This window comes from Streptomyces liangshanensis (genome assembly GCF_011694815.1).
Lineage (GTDB): Bacteria > Actinomycetota > Actinomycetes > Streptomycetales > Streptomycetaceae > Streptomyces > Streptomyces liangshanensis.
On sequence record NZ_CP050177.1, the window covers coordinates 6,700,065 to 6,715,952 of the forward strand.

A 15,888-nucleotide genomic window follows, 5' to 3' on the forward strand; every position below is an offset into this window, starting at 1 on the left:
GGTCTCCTGATGCGATGGTGGACTGGTACGCGACACTCTGTGGCTGGCTCTTCCTCAGCAACCATGGCCAATCCGGGAAAGGTGGACTGACTTTCATGGCGCAGTGGACCTCTGCGGTCGGCGCGGCGCAGCTCGCCCGGCAGCTCAAGACGCAGCACGAACGGCCCGCGGGGCCGAACAGCCGCCGGCCCCCGGCCTACCGGGCGCTCGCGGAGGGGATCCGGCTGCTGGTCCTGGAGGGCCGGGTGCCGGTCGCCGCGCGGCTGCCCGCGGAAAGGGAGCTGGCCGTCGCGTTGTCGGTGAGCCGTACGACGGTGGCCGCCGCGTACGAGGCGCTGCGCGCCGAGGGCTTCCTGGAGTCACGCAGGGGCGCGGGCAGCTGGACGGCGGTCCCGGCGGGCAGTCCACTGCCGGCCCGTGGACTGGAACCGCTGCCGCCCGAGGCGCTGGGCTCGATGATCGACCTGGGTACGGCGGCGCTGCCCGCGCCCGAGCCGTGGCTCACCCGGGGCGTCCAGGGTGCCCTGGAGGAGCTGCCGCGGTACGCGCACACGCACGGGCGCTACCCGGCGGGGCTGCTGGCGCTGCGGCAGACGGTCGCCGACCGGTACACGGCCCGGGGCATCCCGACCATGCCGGAACAGATCATGATCACCACCGGCGCGATGGGCGCGATCGACGCGATCTGCCAGCTCTTCGCGGGCCAGGGCGAGCGGATCGCGGTCGAGTCGCCGTCGTACGCGAACATCCTCCAGCTGATGCGCCAGGCGGGGGCCCGGCTGGTGCCGGTCGCGATGGCCGAGGGGCTGGCGGGCTGGGACCTGCCGCGCTGGCGTCAGGTGATGCGGGACGCGGCGCCCCGGATCGCGTACGTCGTGGCCGACTTCCACAACCCGACCGGGGCCCTGGCCGACGACGACCAGCGGCGCCAGCTGGTCGACGCGGCGCGCTCGGCGGGCACGGTGCTCGTCGTGGACGAGACCATGGTCGAACTGCCCCTGGACGAGGGCCTGGAGATGCCGCGGCCGGTCTGCGGGTTCGACCCGGCGGGCAGCACGGTGCTGACGGTCGGCTCGGCGAGCAAGGCGTTCTGGGCGGGGCTCAGCATCGGGTGGGTGCGGGCGGCGCCCGAGGTCATCCGGTCGTTGGTGTCGGCCAGGGCGTACGCGGACCTCGGCACCCCGGTGCTGGAGCAGCTCGCCGTGAACTGGCTGATGCGCAGCGGCGAGTGGGAGGACGCGGTGGCCTTCCGGCGGGGTCAGGCGCGGGGGAACCGGGACGCGATGGTGTCCGCGGTGCGGGAGCTGCTCCCGGACTGGGAGTTCGAGGTGCCGCGCGGCGGGCTGACCCTGTGGGCGAGGACCGGGGGCCTGTCGGGCTCGCGGCTGGCGGAGGTGGGGGAACGGGTGGGGGTACGGGTCCCCTCGGGCCCCCGCTTCGGCGTCGACGGCGCCTTCGAGGGCTACGTACGCCTCCCGTTCACGGTGGGGGGCCCGGTGGCACTGGAAGCGGCCACCCGCCTCGCGGCGGCGGCCACCCTGGTACGAGGCGGAGCGGGCACGGACACCCCGAAGTCCTTCGTGGCATAGCGCGCTCCCGCGCGCGGGATTCGGTGGCCGCGGACCGGGCAGGGTGTGCCGGGCGCGGCCCGGTGGGCGGTGTCCTCAATCGCCGGACGGGCTCGAAAGCCCGCGACTCGGCGCCGTACCACCGGGCCGCACCCAATCAAGCCCGTCCGGCGATTGAGGACACAGGCCCACCGGGCCGCACCCGGTCGTGATACCTCAGCCCTCCGCCGCCACGCGCTCCGGAACACGCTCGGCGGCGGGAGACGTCAACGCCTCCGGCAGCAACTCCAGCACCGCCCGCCGATGCCCTTCACTCGTCGCGTCGTCGTACGGGTCCGGCGTCGCCGGCACCTGGAGCCGGAGCACCGGCCCCGTACCCAGCCGCGCGTACCCCCGCCCCGGCGGGACCTCCGGCGTGGGCGTCGTGTGCGGCGGCGCCCCGAGCACCGCCTCCACCCGCGCGGCCGTCACCGGACCGAGGACGACCCGGGCGCGGGTGTGCGACCGTACCGCCTCACCCAGCGCCTCCAGGCCGTCCAGCTGCTCCGCGACGACCACCGTCACCCCCGCGGCCCGCCCGTGCCGCAGCGGGATCTGGAGGTGCTCCTGCGGATCGGGCCGCCCGCCCGCCGCCGCCAGCTGCGCGAACACCCCCGGCCGGTCCACGAAGATCCACAGCGGGCACTTCACGTCGTCGGGCGTGGGATGCCCGGACTGCCGTGCCCGGTTGGCGGAGATCAGCCGCCGCTCCGTCTCGTGGGCCGCCCATTCGAGGCTGGACAGCGCGCCGGACAGCGAGGACTCCACCGCCAGCACCCCCCGCCGCCCCGAGAGGAACGCGAACTCGCCCGTCCCGCTGCCCTCCACGATCAGGACGTCGCCGTGCTGGAGGGCCTGGAGCGCGAGGGACCGCAGCAGGGTCGTGGCACCGCTGCCCGGCTGGCCGGCCACCAGCAGGTGCGGCTCGGTGGAACGCGGTCCCGTACGCCACACCACCGGGGGCGCGTCGTGGGTCTCGTCCCCCGCCAGGACCGGCACGGTGCGCTGCACCGCGTCGTCGTCGGTGAAGCCGAGCACCGTCTCACCGGGGACGGTGACGAAGCGCTGCGCGGCGATGGCGGTGGGGAGGGCCGCGAGGACGGTCATCACCAGCTGGTTGCCCTCCTCGTCCCAGTCGAAGAGGTACTCCCGCCCGCGCCCCGACTTGGCGTGCAGGAGCTGCTCGATGCGGGTGCGGGCGGCCGGCTCACCGTCGGTGAAGTACGGGGGGTACTTCATCCGCAGCCTGGTGAGCCGTCCGTCACCGTCGAACGCGTACTCGTCGAACGCCCCCTCCCACTCCCCGCCGTGGGAGAAGAGCGGACTCGGGTCCTCCGGCACGGAGAAGTAGGGCACCAGCGCCTCGTAGAGGGACCGGAGCCGTTCCGTCTCCGCCTCGTCGGGCCCGGTCCGCGCCGGCGTGCGGTCCCGGCCCTTCCAGGCGGCCGCGGCCATCACCGAGATGAGGGCCAGCAGCGGCCCGTACGGGATGAGCGCGACCACCAGGCCGCAGGCCGCCACCAGGAACAGCGCGGGACCGCGCCGCTCCTTGGGGGTGCCGGCCCACTTCTGCCGCCCCGCGGCGGCCAGCACCCGCAGACCACGGGTGATCGTGATCAGCGGATGGAGAACGTCCGTGGCGCCGTCGGCGGCCGTGCGGGCCATCTCGCGGCTGCGAGCGAGCTGGGCACTGCCGCTGCTGAGAATGCGGGGGAGCGGTCGCCGGGCCACGTCTGTCTCCTGTGGGGGATGCGGGAAGGGAAGGGGCGGAGGTCAGAACTTGATCCCGCCCAGCAGACCGGCGAGGCTGGCGCCGCCGGCCGTGATGCTCGGAGCGATGGCGGTGCCCGCGAGGTAGAAACCGAAGAGGGCGCTCACGAACGCGTGGGACGCCTTGAGCCCGTCCTTCCTGAAGAAGAGGAAGACGATGATTCCGAGCAGCACGACACCTGAGATGGACAGGATCATGAGGATTCTCCTGGTTGAGGGGACAGTCACCATGAGTTCTTCCAGGATCACCGAAAGTATCTATGCGACAAAAGGTGCAAATGAGTGAAATATTTGGTATTTCACTGCACTGGCCGACATCGGGACCCCGCCCGGGTGGCGGACCGCCCGACCTTGCCGCTGAGCAGTACCCTTTCGTTCACCCGGACGGCTGCGTACGCCGTCCCCCCAGGTCAACGGCGTGAAAGGCGGTTCACCGATGAGCGAGGCCCACGACCCGGCGGTGGTGGAGCTGGCGACCAGGATCTTCGGGCACGCCCGGCGGGGTGAGAGCGACGCTCTCGCCGCGTTCGTGGACGCCGGAGTGTCGCCGGACCTCTCCAACGACCGGGGCGACTCCCTCGTCATGCTCGCCGCCTATCACGGGCACGCCCCCGCCGTGGAACTCCTCCTCGCGCGTGGCGCGGACCCGGACCGGCCCAACGACCGCGGCCAGACCCCGCTCGCCGGCGCCGTCTTCAAGGGCGAGGACGCGGTGATCCGCGCCCTGCTGGCCGGCGGCGCCGACCCGGCGGGCGGCACCCCCTCCGCCGTGGATACGGCGCGGATGTTCGGGAAGACGGAGCTCCTGGAGCTGTTCGGGGCCGCGTGAGGTCCGGCGGTCCCTGGGACGGGCCCGGCAACGGACCGGAGGCGAAATGTGGTCGCGGAGGCGAAATGGCTGGGTCATCATGACGTCGAGCCCACACGGGTCCCCGACGAGAGGCAGAGGAAGATGGTCCACACCAAGCGACAGACGACGGTCGGCCGAACATGTTGCCGCGCGGCCTAGGTATCCATACCCCCCGGTTGCGTCGACAGCTTGAGTGAGGCTTTCCCCATGTTCGATCCAGTCATAGCGCCGAGCGGCACGCTGCTCGGCCTGTTGCAGAGGGGCCGCGGCGACGGCACGCTGCACGCGCTCGCCGCGCCCCGCGCGGAAGCGCTCGCCGCCCTCAACCACTGCGTGCTGAACGACCCGCGCCACGACTGGCAGGTCGAGAACCGCTCGCTGTACTACGCACGCCTCTTCCTGGATCTCCACGGCGGTCTTGACGCCATCGACCACCATCTCTTCCGGGCAGAGGACCACTTCGACACCGAGGAGTCCAGGACCGGGCTCTCCCTCGCCGTACTGGGGCACCTCGCCTCCTACGGCAGGCGCGACGCCCTCGACCTCCTCAGGCGCTACGCGGCGACCGGCTCCAACTGGGCCTGGGCCCTGGACGAGCTGGCGCTGCGCGACGACGACACGGGACTGCGCTCCCTCGCGCTCCCCGTGCTTGCCCGCTTCCCCGCCACCCCGGAGGGGGAGGCCGAGCTGGCCTCCGCCGTACGGGACGCCTTCGAGCCCCGCCCCTGGCGGCTCTGGGCCGACGATCCACGCGCCACGGTCGGCGGCCGCATCAGGGCCGCCGGCGAACAGGGCTCGTTCGACCGCTGGCAGCGCCAGATGCGGCCGAGCGGACCACGACCGGGCTGGAGCGTCCAGGCCGTCTTCGACTGGGCGCAACAGGCGCTCGACCGCGGCACGCCGCTCCACGTGCCCGCCGCGCGCTGCCTCACGGCGGTCGCGGGCCCCGACGACCGGCCGGCGATCGTCGAGGCCGCGCGAGGCGGCCCCGACGCGGCCCGCTGCGCGTCGCTCCACTACCTCGCCGAGGCCCGCGACCCCGTGGTCCTCGACCTGATCGAGGCCGCCGCGTCGAGCGCGGACCGCACGGTCTCCGAGGCCGCTGTCGCCGCGTTCGAGCGGATGTGCGGCGAGGACGCCGTCGACCGGGCCCGGGGCTGGGTCCACCGGCCCGATCCGCTCGGCGCCTCCGCCGCGGGGGTGCTCGCCGGCCGGGGCGGCCCGCAGGACGCCCCGCTCGTGCTGGGCGCGCTGCGCGAGACCGTACGGTCGGAGGGGCCCGACGCGCCCCTGCTCTGGACGCTCGTCGACGGCGCGGGACGCCTCGGCATCGCCTGCGCGGCGCCCGTCCTGCGACACGTCTACCGCGAGACCGCCTCCTCCCAGCTGCGCGGACGCGCCGCCAGGGCGCTGGCGGCCACCGACCCCTCGTACGCCACCGGATTCGCCGTCGAATGCCTGTGGGACTGCGAGGAGACCACCAGGGAGGTCGCGGCGCTGCACGCCGAGACCGCCGACGTACGGGTGGCGGAGCGGCTGCGGAGGCTGGCCGCGGACCCGGCCGAGGAGGCCGAGGTGCAGACCGCCGTACGGAGCAGGATCGGCCCCGACGCCGCCGCTCTGTGACACCGGACGCTCATGACCCCGGGGTGACCTCAGGGGCGTGAGCGTCCGGCGGCCCGACCGCACCGCGAGATGTCCGTTCCGTGCGTGTTCGGGTACGGCGTCCGAGGCCGCGGAGCCCTCCGGACGCCCCGGAGTCCAATGCTCATGGGGCGTTCGTCGGGCGGAAAGATCCACGTTGGCAGGGACACGTCCTGCAGGACGACAACACGAGCATGCGTGTCGTCATTGTCACCGAGTCCTTCCCGCCCGACGTCAACGGCGTGGCCCACTGCGCCCTCCAGACCGCCCGGCACCTCGCCGCCCGCGGTCACGAACCGCTCGTCATCGCCCCGGCCGTCGCCGGTGACGACGAGATCGACGCACCGTGCCCCGTGGTCCGCGTGCCCTCACTCCCGCTCCCCGGCTACCCGCAGGTCCGGGTGGCCCTCCCCAGCCGGCGGGTGGCCGCGACGATCGCCGCGCACCGCGCCGACATGGTCCACCTGGCGGGCCCCTTCGTGCTCGGCGTGCGCGGCATGTCGGCCGCCACCCGGCTCGGCGTCCCCGCCGTCGCCGTCTACCAGACCGACCTGGCCGGCTACGCCAGGACCTACGTCGGCGCCGGCGAGGCCGCCGCCTGGCGGCGCATCCGCGCCGTCCACACCGCCGCCGACCTGACCCTCGCGCCCTCCAGCGCCGCCGTCCGCGACCTCGCCGCCCACGACATCCCCCGGGTCAGCCTGTGGCCGCGCGGGGTGGACACCGTACGGTTCCGGCCGGAGCTGCGGGACGAGACGCTGCGGAAGCGGCTCGCGCCGAACGGCGAGCTGATCGTCGGGTACGTGGGCCGCCTCGCGCCCGAGAAGCACGTGGAACTCCTCGCGGGCGTCTGCGCGCTGCCCGGCGTCCGGGTCGTGATCGTCGGGGACGGCCCCAGCGAGACGTCCCTGCGGGCCGCGCTGCCCGGGGCGCTCTTCCTGGGCCGTACCACCGGCGAGGAACTCGCCAGGACCTTCGCGTCCTTCGACGTCTTCGCGCACACCGGCCCGTACGAAACGTTCTGCCAGACCGTGCAGGAGGCCATGGCCAGCGGGGTGCCGGTGATCGCGCCCGCGGCGGGCGGCCCGCTCGACCTCGTCGACCACGGCCGCACGGGAACGCTCGTGACGCCCCTCGACACCGACGCCGTCACCCGGGCCGTCGAGGACCTCGCCCACGCCCCGGCACTGCGCGCCTCCTACGGACGCGTGGCCCGGGCGACCGTCGAGGGCCGCACCTGGGCCGTCGTCGGGGACCAGCTGATCGACCACTACGCGGCCGTCCTCGGCGCCCGCACGGCGGTGGTCGCGTGAACACCGCCCCGGTCTTCCCGCCCGCCTCTGTAGGAGGCGGCGGACTGCGCATCGTACGACTGGCCAACTTCGTCACGCCCGCCTCCGGCGGCCTGCGCACCGCGCTCCAGGAACTGGGCAGCGGCTACCTCGCGGCCGGGCACGAACCGGTACTGATCGTGCCGGGGGAGCGGGAGACCGACGAGCACACCTCCCAGGGTCGGGTCATCACCCTGCCGGGCCCGGTCCTGCCCGGCACCGGCGGCTACCGCGTCCTGACCGCCCGGCGGCGGCTGCGGGAGGTGCTCGAACAGATCCGCCCCGACCGCCTGGAGGTGTCCGACAGGACCACCCTGCGCTGGACCGGCGAGTGGGCCCGCCGCCACCGCGTGCCGTCCGTGATGGTCTCCCACGAGACCGCCGACGGGGTCCTGCGGACCTGGGGCGTGCCCGGGGCGGCCGCGGGCCGGACGGCCGACCGGCTCAACCTGCGCAGCGCGTGGGCGTACTCCCGGATCGTCTGCACCACGGAGTGGGCGGAGCGCGAGTTCTTGCGCATCGGCGCGCGCAACGTGGTGCGGGCGCCGCTCGGGGTCGACCTGGCGCGGTGCCGGCCGGAGCGACGGGACCCGGCGCTGCGCGAACGGTACGCGCGCGGTGCGGACGTCCTGCTGCTCCTCGGCTCCCGGCTGTCCGTGGAGAAGCGCCCCGGCACGGCGCTGGACGCGCTGGCGGAGCTGAAGGCGCGCGGCGTGCGGGTGGTCCTGGTCGTGGCGGGCGAGGGCCCGCTGCGGGCCGGCCTGGTCCGCAGGGCGCAGGCGCAGCGGCTGCCGGCGCTGTTCCTCGGCCACGTACGGGACCGCGCGGCCATGGCCGACCTCCAGGCGGCGGCGGACATCTGCCTGGCGCCGGGGCCCGCCGAGACGTTCGGGCTCTCGGCCCTGGAGGCCCTGGCCTGCGGCACGCCCGTCGTCGCGAGCGCGTCGTCCGCGCTGCCGGAGGTCATCGGGGACGCGGGCAGGTCGGCGGCGGACACGGGGGCGGCCTTCGCCGACGCCGTACAGGCCCTGCTGGCCCGCCCCGAGGCGGAACGCCGGACGGCGGCGCGGACGCGGGCCGAGCTGTTCGGCTGGGACCGCTCGGTGGCGGCGTTCCTCGCGGCCCACGAGGCGCGGGCCCTCGTCCCCCCGGCCCGCCTGCCGGACCCGGCGCCGACCCCGCCCACGCTCCGCCACCCGGACGGGGCGCCGCGGTGAACGGCGCGGGGGCCGCCGCCCGGGAGGCCTCGGAGGCCGCGGTGCGTTCCGCGGCCCCTGCGCGGCCCGTGGTGGTCACGACGGTGTTCGAGGGGGCGGGGGGCGCCGTGGGCGCGGCGGGTGTCGTGAGTACGGCGGCTGTCGTGGGTACGGCGGGCGTCGTGGTTACGGGGGGCGTCGGCCCGCTCCCCGGCACAGTGGTCCCGCCCCCGGTGGGCCGGACGGCGCCGGGGATCCTGCCCGGGGGCCCGGCCCCCGCTGCCCGCCCCGGCGCGGCCCTCCGCGCGGTTCGGTTCGCCGCGCTCGGGGACTCCCTCACCGCCGGGATCGGTGACCCCGTGGACGGGGGCTGGCGGGGATGGGCCGCGCTGCTCGGCGGCGGACTCGGCCCGGAGGGCGGCGGCGAGTTCCGCAACTTCGCCGTCAGCGGGGCTCTCACCCGCGACGTCGAGGAGGACCAACTGCCCGCCGCCCTCGACTTCGCCCCCGACCTCGCCTCCGTCCTCGTCGGCGTCAACGACACCCTGCGCTGCGCCTTCGACATCCAGGACCTCGCCGGCCGCCTCGACCGCGTCTGCCGCGCGCTCGCCGCCCAGGGCGCCGTCCTGCTCACCGCCTGCCTCCCCGACCCCGGCACGATGCTGGGCCTGCCCGCGCCGCTGGCCCGCCCGCTCGCCCGGCGCCAGCGCGCCGTCAACGCCGTCGTGCACGCCCTGTCCGAGCGCCACGGCGCCGTCCACCTGCACATGGCGGACGCCGCCTGGGTCGCCGACCGGACCCTCTGGAGCGCCGACCGGCTGCACCCGGGCGAGCGCGGCCACCGGATGACCGCCGCCCGCTTCCACGACCTCCTCGCCGCCCGCGGCCTCGCCCTCGGCCCGGCCCCGTCCCTGGAGGCGGACCGGCCGCCCCCGACCCGTACCGCCGCACTGGCCTGGCTCGCCACCGCCGGCACCGGCTGGGTGGTACGGCGCTGCCAGGACCTGCTGCCCGAACTGCTGCGCCTGGCCGGCGACGAGGTACGGCACTGGGCACGAGGCACCACCGCCCGCCTCGACCTCCACGCCGAACACGCCCTGTCCACCGCCCTCACCGCCCTCGGCACCCGACCATCAGGCCCGTCCCTCGCGGGAACGGGGGACTGACCGGGACCGGACGCGGGCGATTCCGGCTCGACCGGGCGGCTGCCTCGTCCGGTACGGGCCCGGCTCGGCCCCCGCCGGACTACCTGCCCCGCCCCACCACGACGAAGCGGACCGGTGTGCCCGGGACCGCCTGCGCCGCCGTCGCGAGGTCTGCCTCTCGTACGACCGCGACCACCGGATAGCCGCCGGTCGTTGGATGGTCGGCGAGGAACACCAGCGGCAGCCCGTCCGGTGGTACTTGGACCGCGCCGAGCACCATGCCCTCGCTGGGCAGTTCGCCGGTCACCGCGCGGTCCAGCGCGGGCCCCTCCGTGCGCAGGCCGATGCGGTTGCTCGCCGAGGACACCCGGTACACGGCGGACGCGAACGTCCGCAGCGCCGCCGCCGTGAACCAGGAGTCGCGCGGCCCCAGCCGTACCCGCAACGCCAGTTCGGCGGGCGGAGCCGGTGCCGGCACCGCGTCGGCCGGGGGCGCCGGACGCCCCCGGGGGCCCAGCGCCAGGACCGTTCCGTCCCGCAAGGGCGCGGGGCCTAGCCCCGAAAGGAGGTCCGTGGACCGGCTCCCGAGCACGGGCTCCACCGCCACCCCGCCCCCGATCGCCAGATAGCTCCGGACCCCGGACACCGCGGGCCCGACGTCGAGCACCGCCCCCGCCGGGACCCGTACCGACTGCCCCCAGGCCACCGGGCGGCCCGCCACGGCCACCCCGCACGGCGCGCCCGTCACGGCCACCTCGACCGTGTGGCGCGGCCGTACCGTACAGCCGTTGAGCGTGGTCTCCAGCGCCGCCGCCCCCTCCGGATTGCCCACCAGCCGGTTGCCCAGCCGCAGCGCGGGCGGGTCCAGCGCCCCCGAGCGGGGCACGCCCAGGTGCGCCTGGCCGTACCGCCCGAGATCCTGCACCGTGGTCAGAGCCCCCGCCCGCAGGACGGTCAGCGCCCGGTCCGTCATCGGTCCTTGCCTTCGTGTCCGTCCCCCGCCACGGCCGTGAAGCGCACGCGCGTCCCCGGCGAGAGCAGGGCGGCAGGATCGCGTGACACGTCCCACAACACGGCGTCCGTTGTCCCGATCAGCTGCCAACCCCCGGGCGAGGAGCGCGGATACACCCCGGTGTACGGCCCCGCGAGGCCGACCGAGCCCGCCGGGACGGCCGTCCGGGGCGTGGCCCTGCGGGGGACGGCGTACCGCTCGCCGAGCCCGGTGAGGTAGCCGAAGCCGGGCGCGAACCCGCAGAAGGCGACGCGGAACTCGGCCGCCGTGTGGATCCGTACCACCTCCTCCTCCGACACCCCCCACCGCGCCGCGACCTCCGCCAGGTCGGGCCCGTCGTAGCGGACCGGCAGGCTGACGGCGTCCGTGCGCGACGAGCCGGGAGGGGGCAGCTCCCACGTACGCAGCGCGGCCGCGAAACCGGCCGGGTCGGCCAGCCCGTCCAGCAGCACCGTGCGCGCGGCCGGCACGATCTCCCGTACGGCCGGGAGGGTCCCGGCGGCGCGCCGGCGCAGCAACTCCGCGTGGAAGGCGGCGGTCTCCTCGCCGTCGGCCAGCTCCACGAGCAGCGCCCGGTCGCCGACCGGCAGAGCCGTGCCCCGGTACGCACGCGCCGTCGCGGTCATACGAACGCCTCCACCCGGACCCCCGCCGCCTCCAGCTGGCTCCGCACGCGCAGGGCCAGGTCGACGGCGCCCGGCGTGTCCCCGTGCAGGCACAGCGAGCGCGCGCGGACGTTCACCGACCGGCCGCACCGCGAGGTCACCACGCCGAACCGGGCCATGGACACGGACCGTTCGACCACGGCCGCGGCGTCGGTGATCACCGCGCCCTCCTGGTCGCGGGGCACCAGCGTGCCTTCCGGGGTGTACGCGCGGTCCGCGAACGCCTCGGTGATGACGGGCAGTCCGGCCTTCTCCGCCAGGTCGAGCAGCCGCGAGCCCGGCAGCCCGAGCAACGGCAGCCGCTCGCCGGTGAGTTTCACGCCCTCCACCACAGCCTCCGCCTGCTCCGCGTCGTGCACGACCCGGTTGTAGAGCGCGCCGTGCGGCTTCACGTACGCGACCCGCGCCCCGGCCGCCTTCGCGAAGACCTCCAACGCGCCGATCTGGTAGGCGATCTCGGCGGTCAGCTCGTCCGACGGCACGTCCATCGACCGCCGCCCGAAGCCGGCCAGATCCCGGTAGGAGACCTGGGCGCCGATCCGTACCCCCCGCTCGACGGCCCACGCGCAGACCCGCCGCATGGTGGCCGCGTCCCCGGCGTGGAAGCCGCAGGCCACGTTGGCGCTGGTGACGACGGACAGCAACCGCTCGTCGTCGGTCAGCCGCCAGCGGCCGAAGCCCTCGCCCAGGTCGGCGTTGAGATCGATGGACGCCCAGGTCATGGAGTCACCTTCCGGTTGTCACAGGTCCGTGCTTCACAGCAGTTCGCGCCCCCGGGTCTCCGGCAGGCCGAGCAGCGCGAGTACCGCGAGACCGTAACCGACGGCCCCGAAGACCAGGGCGCCACCGACACCCCAGCTGGTGGCCAGGAAACCGACGAGGGTGGGGAAGAAAGCGCCGACGGCGCGCCCGGTGTTGTACGTGAAACCCTGCCCCGTACCGCGCACGGCGGTGGGGTACAGCTCGCTGAGGAACGAGCCGAATCCGCTGAAGATGGCCGACATGCAGAAGCCGAGCGGGAATCCGAGGACGAGCAGCAGGCCGTCCGCCGAGCCGGGGATGTTGACGTACACCAGGATGGCGAGCGCGGACAGCACGGCGAAGATCGCGATGTTCTTCTTCCGGCCCAGCCGGTCGGTGAGGTAGCCCCCCGTCAGATAGCCCGCGAAGGCCCCGGAGATCAGGAACGCGAGGTACCCGCCGGTGCCGACCACGCTGAGCCCGCGCTCGGTCTTGAGGTACGTGGGCACCCAGGTGGCGAGGGTGTAGTACCCCCCTTGCACCCCGGCGGACATGAGCGTCGCGAAGAGCGTCGTACGGAACAGGCCCGTACGGAAGATCGTGGTGAAGTTGCCCTTCCCGGCGCTCTCGCGGCGCTGCCGGGCGGCCTCGGGGGCGTCCTCGACGTTGCGCCGTACGTAGATGATCAGCAGCGCCGGCAGCGCGCCCGTCCAGAACATGACCCGCCAGGCGGTGTCGGCGTCGAGGAACTGGAACACCAGCGTGTAGACGATCACGGCGAGCGCCCAGCCCGCCGCCCAGGCGCTCTGGACCGCGCCGAGCGTCCGGCCCCGGTGCTTGCCGCTCGCGTACTCGGCGACCAGGATCGCGCCGACCGCCCACTCGCCGCCGAAGCCGAGGCCCTGGAGGGCGCGGAAGACCAGCAGCGTCTCGTAGTCGGTCGCGAAGCCGCACAGGACGGTGAAGACCGCGTAGGTCCCCACGGTGATCATCAGTGCCCTCACCCGGCCGATGCGGTCGGCCAGGATGCCCGCCAGGGCTCCGCCGACGGCCGAGACCACCAGGGTCACGGTGGTGAGGAGGCCGGTCTGGCCGCTGTCGAGCCCGAAGTAGGCGGCGATCGCCACCATGCTGAGGGGCAGGGTGAAGAAGTCGTAGGAATCCAGGCCGTATCCGCCGAACGCGCCGCCGAACGCGCGGCGCCCCTGCGGGCCGAGGGCGCGGAACCAGGCGAACGTGCCGGTGTCCTCGGGAAGTCCGTCCTTGGTCAGGCGTGCTTGGGTCGTGCTCATCTGCACCTCATAGGGGAGGAGGGAGAGAGTGCCGGGACCTTGAGCTGACTCCAGGCTAGGGATTGTTGAACGATCCGACAAGAGTCTCGTGGTTTCGTTCTCGTTCCGGCCCATTGCTCCTACGATGGACGCCTGACAAGGACAGGGGGAGGAACACCCGTGGGTGAACTGGCCGACGACCGGACACTGCTGGGCCGTACGAGTACGGCCGAACGCGTCGCGGACATCCTGCGCAACCGTGTCGCGGAGGGATACTTCCGGCCGGGGGAGCGGCTCTCCGAGGAGGCTATCGGCGGGGCGCTCGGCATCTCGCGCAACACGCTGCGCGAGGCGTTCCGGCTGCTCACCCACGAAAGGCTCCTCGTCCATGAGCTGAACCGCGGGGTCTTCGTCCGGGTGCTCGCGGTCGAGGACGTCGAGGACATCTACCGCACCCGCCGCCTCGTCGAATGCGCGGTCGTGCGCGGGCTCGGTGACCCGCCGTACCCACTCGACGGCCTGGAGGCGGCCGTCGGCGCGGGCGAACAGGCGGCCGAGGACGGGACCTGGACCGGCGTCGCCACGGCCAACATCCACTTCCACCGCGAACTGGTCGCCCTGGCCGGCAGCGCGCGCACCGATGAACTGATGCGCGGGGTCCTGGCCGAACTGCGCCTCGCCTTCCACGTGATGGACGATCCGCGCGGCCTGCACCAGCCGTACCTGGTCCGCAACCGCGCGCTGCTGGACGCGCTCGGGGCCGGTGACCGGGACCGGGCGGAGCGGCTGCTCGCCGCGTATCTCGACGACTCGCGCGAACAACTCGTGAAGCGGTACGCCCACCAGGTGGCACAGGCACGGCCGTAGACGCCCGGGGGGCGGCGCGTGACGGGCGTGCCCGGGCCGCGACGACGGGTCGGCGACGCGGTGACGGTACGACGGTACGACAGGGACCGGCCACCGCGCCGGTCGCTTCTGCGCCGTTTCGACCGTTGTCAGTCCGAGGATCTAATCTGTGCAACGTGACTTCGCCTGCCTCGCCGGAATTCGTTCCGCCCCAGCTCAACGCGGGGCCGCGGCCCGCACAGGGCCCGGCCGCCGACGAAGGGCTGGCGCGGCGGCTGCGCGCGCTCGCGTGCACCGCGCCCTTGCATGATCTGGACACCCGGAAGGCCAACCTGGCGGGGGAGTACTCGACGTACGCGATGGCCGAGGTCGCGCTCTCCGCGATCGATCTCGTCACGCTCAACATGGACTTCGACACCGGCGCCGACCACGAGCAGATCGTCGCCAGGCTGCTGCCGCGCGTCGCCGCGCAGGCCCCCCGCCGCCCGGCCGCCGAGCACGAGCGGGTCGCACGCTGGGTGCTGGAGAACCTGATCAACGTCGGCAGCGTGGACCGCGGTTTCCGGGCGGTGTACGGGACGTTCGGCACGGACGGCGTCTACACGCGCAGGGACTACGACTTCAAGCTCATCGAGGAGGTCCCCGGGCACGGCGGCAGCGTCTACCTCCGTACGACGGACGAGGCGGTCAACGTGCTGGTGGGCGCCCTCGACACGGACGTCACCAGCGCCCAGATCGCCGCCGAGGTCAAGCTGGAGGTCCTGATCAACCGCGGCCGCCTCGCGGACGCGCAGCTCGCCGCCGAACAGGCCAGGTACCGCACGGTGCAGTACGCGGAGACGCTGCGGCGGACGCTGGAGGCGACGCGGCGCAACGTCCGGGCGGTCGACTGGCTCAACGCCGTCCCGGACATGATCGACGAGGCGCTCGACCACGTCGCGGACCGGTACCGCCACGAGAACGCGATCCTCACCAACATCCGCAAGGCCCGCGACGAGGCCGAGACGGGCACCGACCCGAAGACGGCCGAGCACAAGCGGCGCGCCGCCGAGCTGGTCGACATCGTCAAGGACTGCATCCGGCGGCACACCCAGCTCCAGTCCCGGCTGCTGGAGGCCGGTCCGCTGTTCCGGGCCGAGCAGGACCGCCAGGCGTTCGCCGGACCGTCCGCCCGCACGGGCCTCGACCTGTACGGCCAGCTGGTCGCCCCGCTGCTGCCGCTGCCGGTGGAGCGGGCGACGCGCGTGACGGACGCGTTCTTCGCCCGCGGCACCGGTCTGCGCACCCCGTCGTCCGTCCGGGTCGGCGACCTGATCGACCTCCTGCTGACGCCCCCGGTCGAGCGCGAGCACCTGGGCGCGGAGATGCCCGAGCCCGACCTCATCGCGACACCGGACGACAGCCGGTTCAGCGACGAGCAGTTGGCGCGCGCCATGGAACTGCTCACGCTGGAACCGGACGCCCCGCGCCGCCTCTCGGGCCTCCTCGCCGAGGCCCGCCTCGGCGGCGACCGCGAACTGCCCTACCTGGTGGCCCTGCTGGCCATCCACGCGGCCAGCCCGCCGGTCGGCACGGCCTACCGCCAGGGCGAGGAGCGCCTGCTGTTCGCCGTGGACGACGGCACCCCGCTGCACGACCAGGAGTTCGGCGGTGCCGACCTGATCGTGGGTACGGCGCTCCTGGACGCGGCAGGCATGTCGGCGGCGCGCACGGAGGCGGCGTGAATCCGGCGGCGCGGCTGGCGGCGGCGCGGACGATACGCCCCGGAGACCGCACCCGCCGCCGCGGTGAATCGCGCACGCGGCCCCGC

14 protein-coding genes are annotated in these 15,888 nt (G+C 74.4%); 8 read left to right on the forward strand and 6 right to left on the reverse strand.

Annotated features, from left to right (window positions below):
• Window positions 1-95: 95 nt before the first annotated feature.
• Complete coding sequence (locus HA039_RS29105; RefSeq protein ID WP_167034309.1) at window positions 96-1,589, forward strand: SCO1417 family PLP biosynthesis transcription factor; 1,494 nt, start codon at window positions 96-98, stop codon at window positions 1,587-1,589.
• Between the two features lie 195 nt (window positions 1,590-1,784).
• Here HA039_RS29105 and HA039_RS29110 read toward each other — a convergent pair whose 3' ends face one another.
• Together HA039_RS29110 and HA039_RS29115 are read right to left on the reverse strand one after the other, a co-directional pair.
• Complete coding sequence (locus HA039_RS29110) at window positions 1,785-3,338, reverse strand: hypothetical protein (RefSeq protein WP_167034311.1); 1,554 nt, start codon at window positions 3,336-3,338, stop codon at window positions 1,785-1,787.
• Between the two features lie 42 nt (window positions 3,339-3,380).
• Window positions 3,381-3,575 (reverse strand): hypothetical protein, encoded by a 195-nt coding sequence (locus HA039_RS29115; RefSeq protein ID WP_161307554.1) that lies wholly within the window; start codon window positions 3,573-3,575, stop codon window positions 3,381-3,383.
• 238 nt (window positions 3,576-3,813) lie between these two features.
• Here HA039_RS29115 and HA039_RS29120 point away from each other — a divergent pair, with 238 nt between their 5' ends.
• The 5 genes from HA039_RS29120 (at window position 3,814) to HA039_RS29140 (ending at window position 9,564) form a co-directional block, all read left to right on the forward strand.
• The gene (locus HA039_RS29120) at window positions 3,814-4,206 is read left to right on the forward strand and encodes an ankyrin repeat domain-containing protein (protein ID WP_167034313.1); all 393 of its coding nucleotides are present in this window, start codon (window positions 3,814-3,816) and stop codon (window positions 4,204-4,206) included.
• A gap of 228 nt (window positions 4,207-4,434) precedes the next feature.
• The gene (locus HA039_RS29125; RefSeq protein ID WP_167034315.1) at window positions 4,435-5,853 is read left to right on the forward strand and encodes a HEAT repeat domain-containing protein; all 1,419 of its coding nucleotides are present in this window, start codon (window positions 4,435-4,437) and stop codon (window positions 5,851-5,853) included.
• A gap of 212 nt (window positions 5,854-6,065) precedes the next feature.
• The gene (locus HA039_RS29130; protein WP_167034317.1) at window positions 6,066-7,184 is read left to right on the forward strand and encodes a glycosyltransferase family 4 protein; all 1,119 of its coding nucleotides are present in this window, start codon (window positions 6,066-6,068) and stop codon (window positions 7,182-7,184) included.
• The gene (locus HA039_RS29135; RefSeq protein WP_243869792.1) at window positions 7,181-8,419 is read left to right on the forward strand and encodes a glycosyltransferase; all 1,239 of its coding nucleotides are present in this window, start codon (window positions 7,181-7,183) and stop codon (window positions 8,417-8,419) included. Before HA039_RS29130 ends, HA039_RS29135 begins: the two co-directional genes overlap by 4 nt.
• A 236-nt stretch (window positions 8,420-8,655) precedes the next feature.
• Window positions 8,656-9,564 carry an SGNH/GDSL hydrolase family protein gene (locus HA039_RS29140; RefSeq protein ID WP_167037773.1) on the forward strand — a complete coding sequence of 303 codons (909 nt, stop codon included), beginning with the start codon at window positions 8,656-8,658 and terminating at the stop codon, window positions 9,562-9,564.
• A gap of 79 nt (window positions 9,565-9,643) precedes the next feature.
• Here HA039_RS29140 and HA039_RS29145 read toward each other — a convergent pair whose 3' ends face one another.
• From HA039_RS29145 to HA039_RS29160, 4 genes are read right to left on the reverse strand one after another with little or no spacing between them, the layout of a single operon-like run.
• Entirely contained in the window at window positions 9,644-10,516 is an 873-nt protein-coding gene (locus tag HA039_RS29145; RefSeq protein ID WP_167034319.1) for a 5-oxoprolinase subunit C family protein, read from the reverse strand.
• On the reverse strand, window positions 10,513-11,181 hold the full coding sequence (pxpB, locus tag HA039_RS29150; protein ID WP_167034321.1) for a 5-oxoprolinase subunit PxpB: 669 nt from the start codon (window positions 11,179-11,181) through the stop codon (window positions 10,513-10,515). The genes HA039_RS29145 and pxpB overlap by 4 nt, the downstream gene beginning before the upstream one ends.
• The gene (locus HA039_RS29155; RefSeq protein ID WP_167034323.1) at window positions 11,178-11,942 is read right to left on the reverse strand and encodes a LamB/YcsF family protein; all 765 of its coding nucleotides are present in this window, start codon (window positions 11,940-11,942) and stop codon (window positions 11,178-11,180) included. Before HA039_RS29155 ends, pxpB begins: the two co-directional genes overlap by 4 nt.
• 33 nt (window positions 11,943-11,975) lie before the next feature.
• Window positions 11,976-13,253, reverse strand: coding sequence for an MFS transporter (locus HA039_RS29160; protein ID WP_167034325.1), 1,278 nt, complete (start codon window positions 13,251-13,253; stop codon window positions 11,976-11,978).
• Window positions 13,254-13,385: 132 nt separating this feature from the next.
• On the opposite strand from HA039_RS29160, the gene HA039_RS29165 reads away from it, so the two are divergent.
• Entirely contained in the window at window positions 13,386-14,099 is a 714-nt protein-coding gene (locus tag HA039_RS29165) for a GntR family transcriptional regulator (RefSeq protein ID WP_167037775.1), read from the forward strand.
• Between the two features lie 155 nt (window positions 14,100-14,254).
• Window positions 14,255-15,802 carry a hypothetical protein gene (locus tag HA039_RS29170; protein ID WP_167034327.1) on the forward strand — a complete coding sequence of 516 codons (1,548 nt, stop codon included), beginning with the start codon at window positions 14,255-14,257 and terminating at the stop codon, window positions 15,800-15,802.
• Window positions 15,803-15,888: the final 86 nt, after the last annotated feature.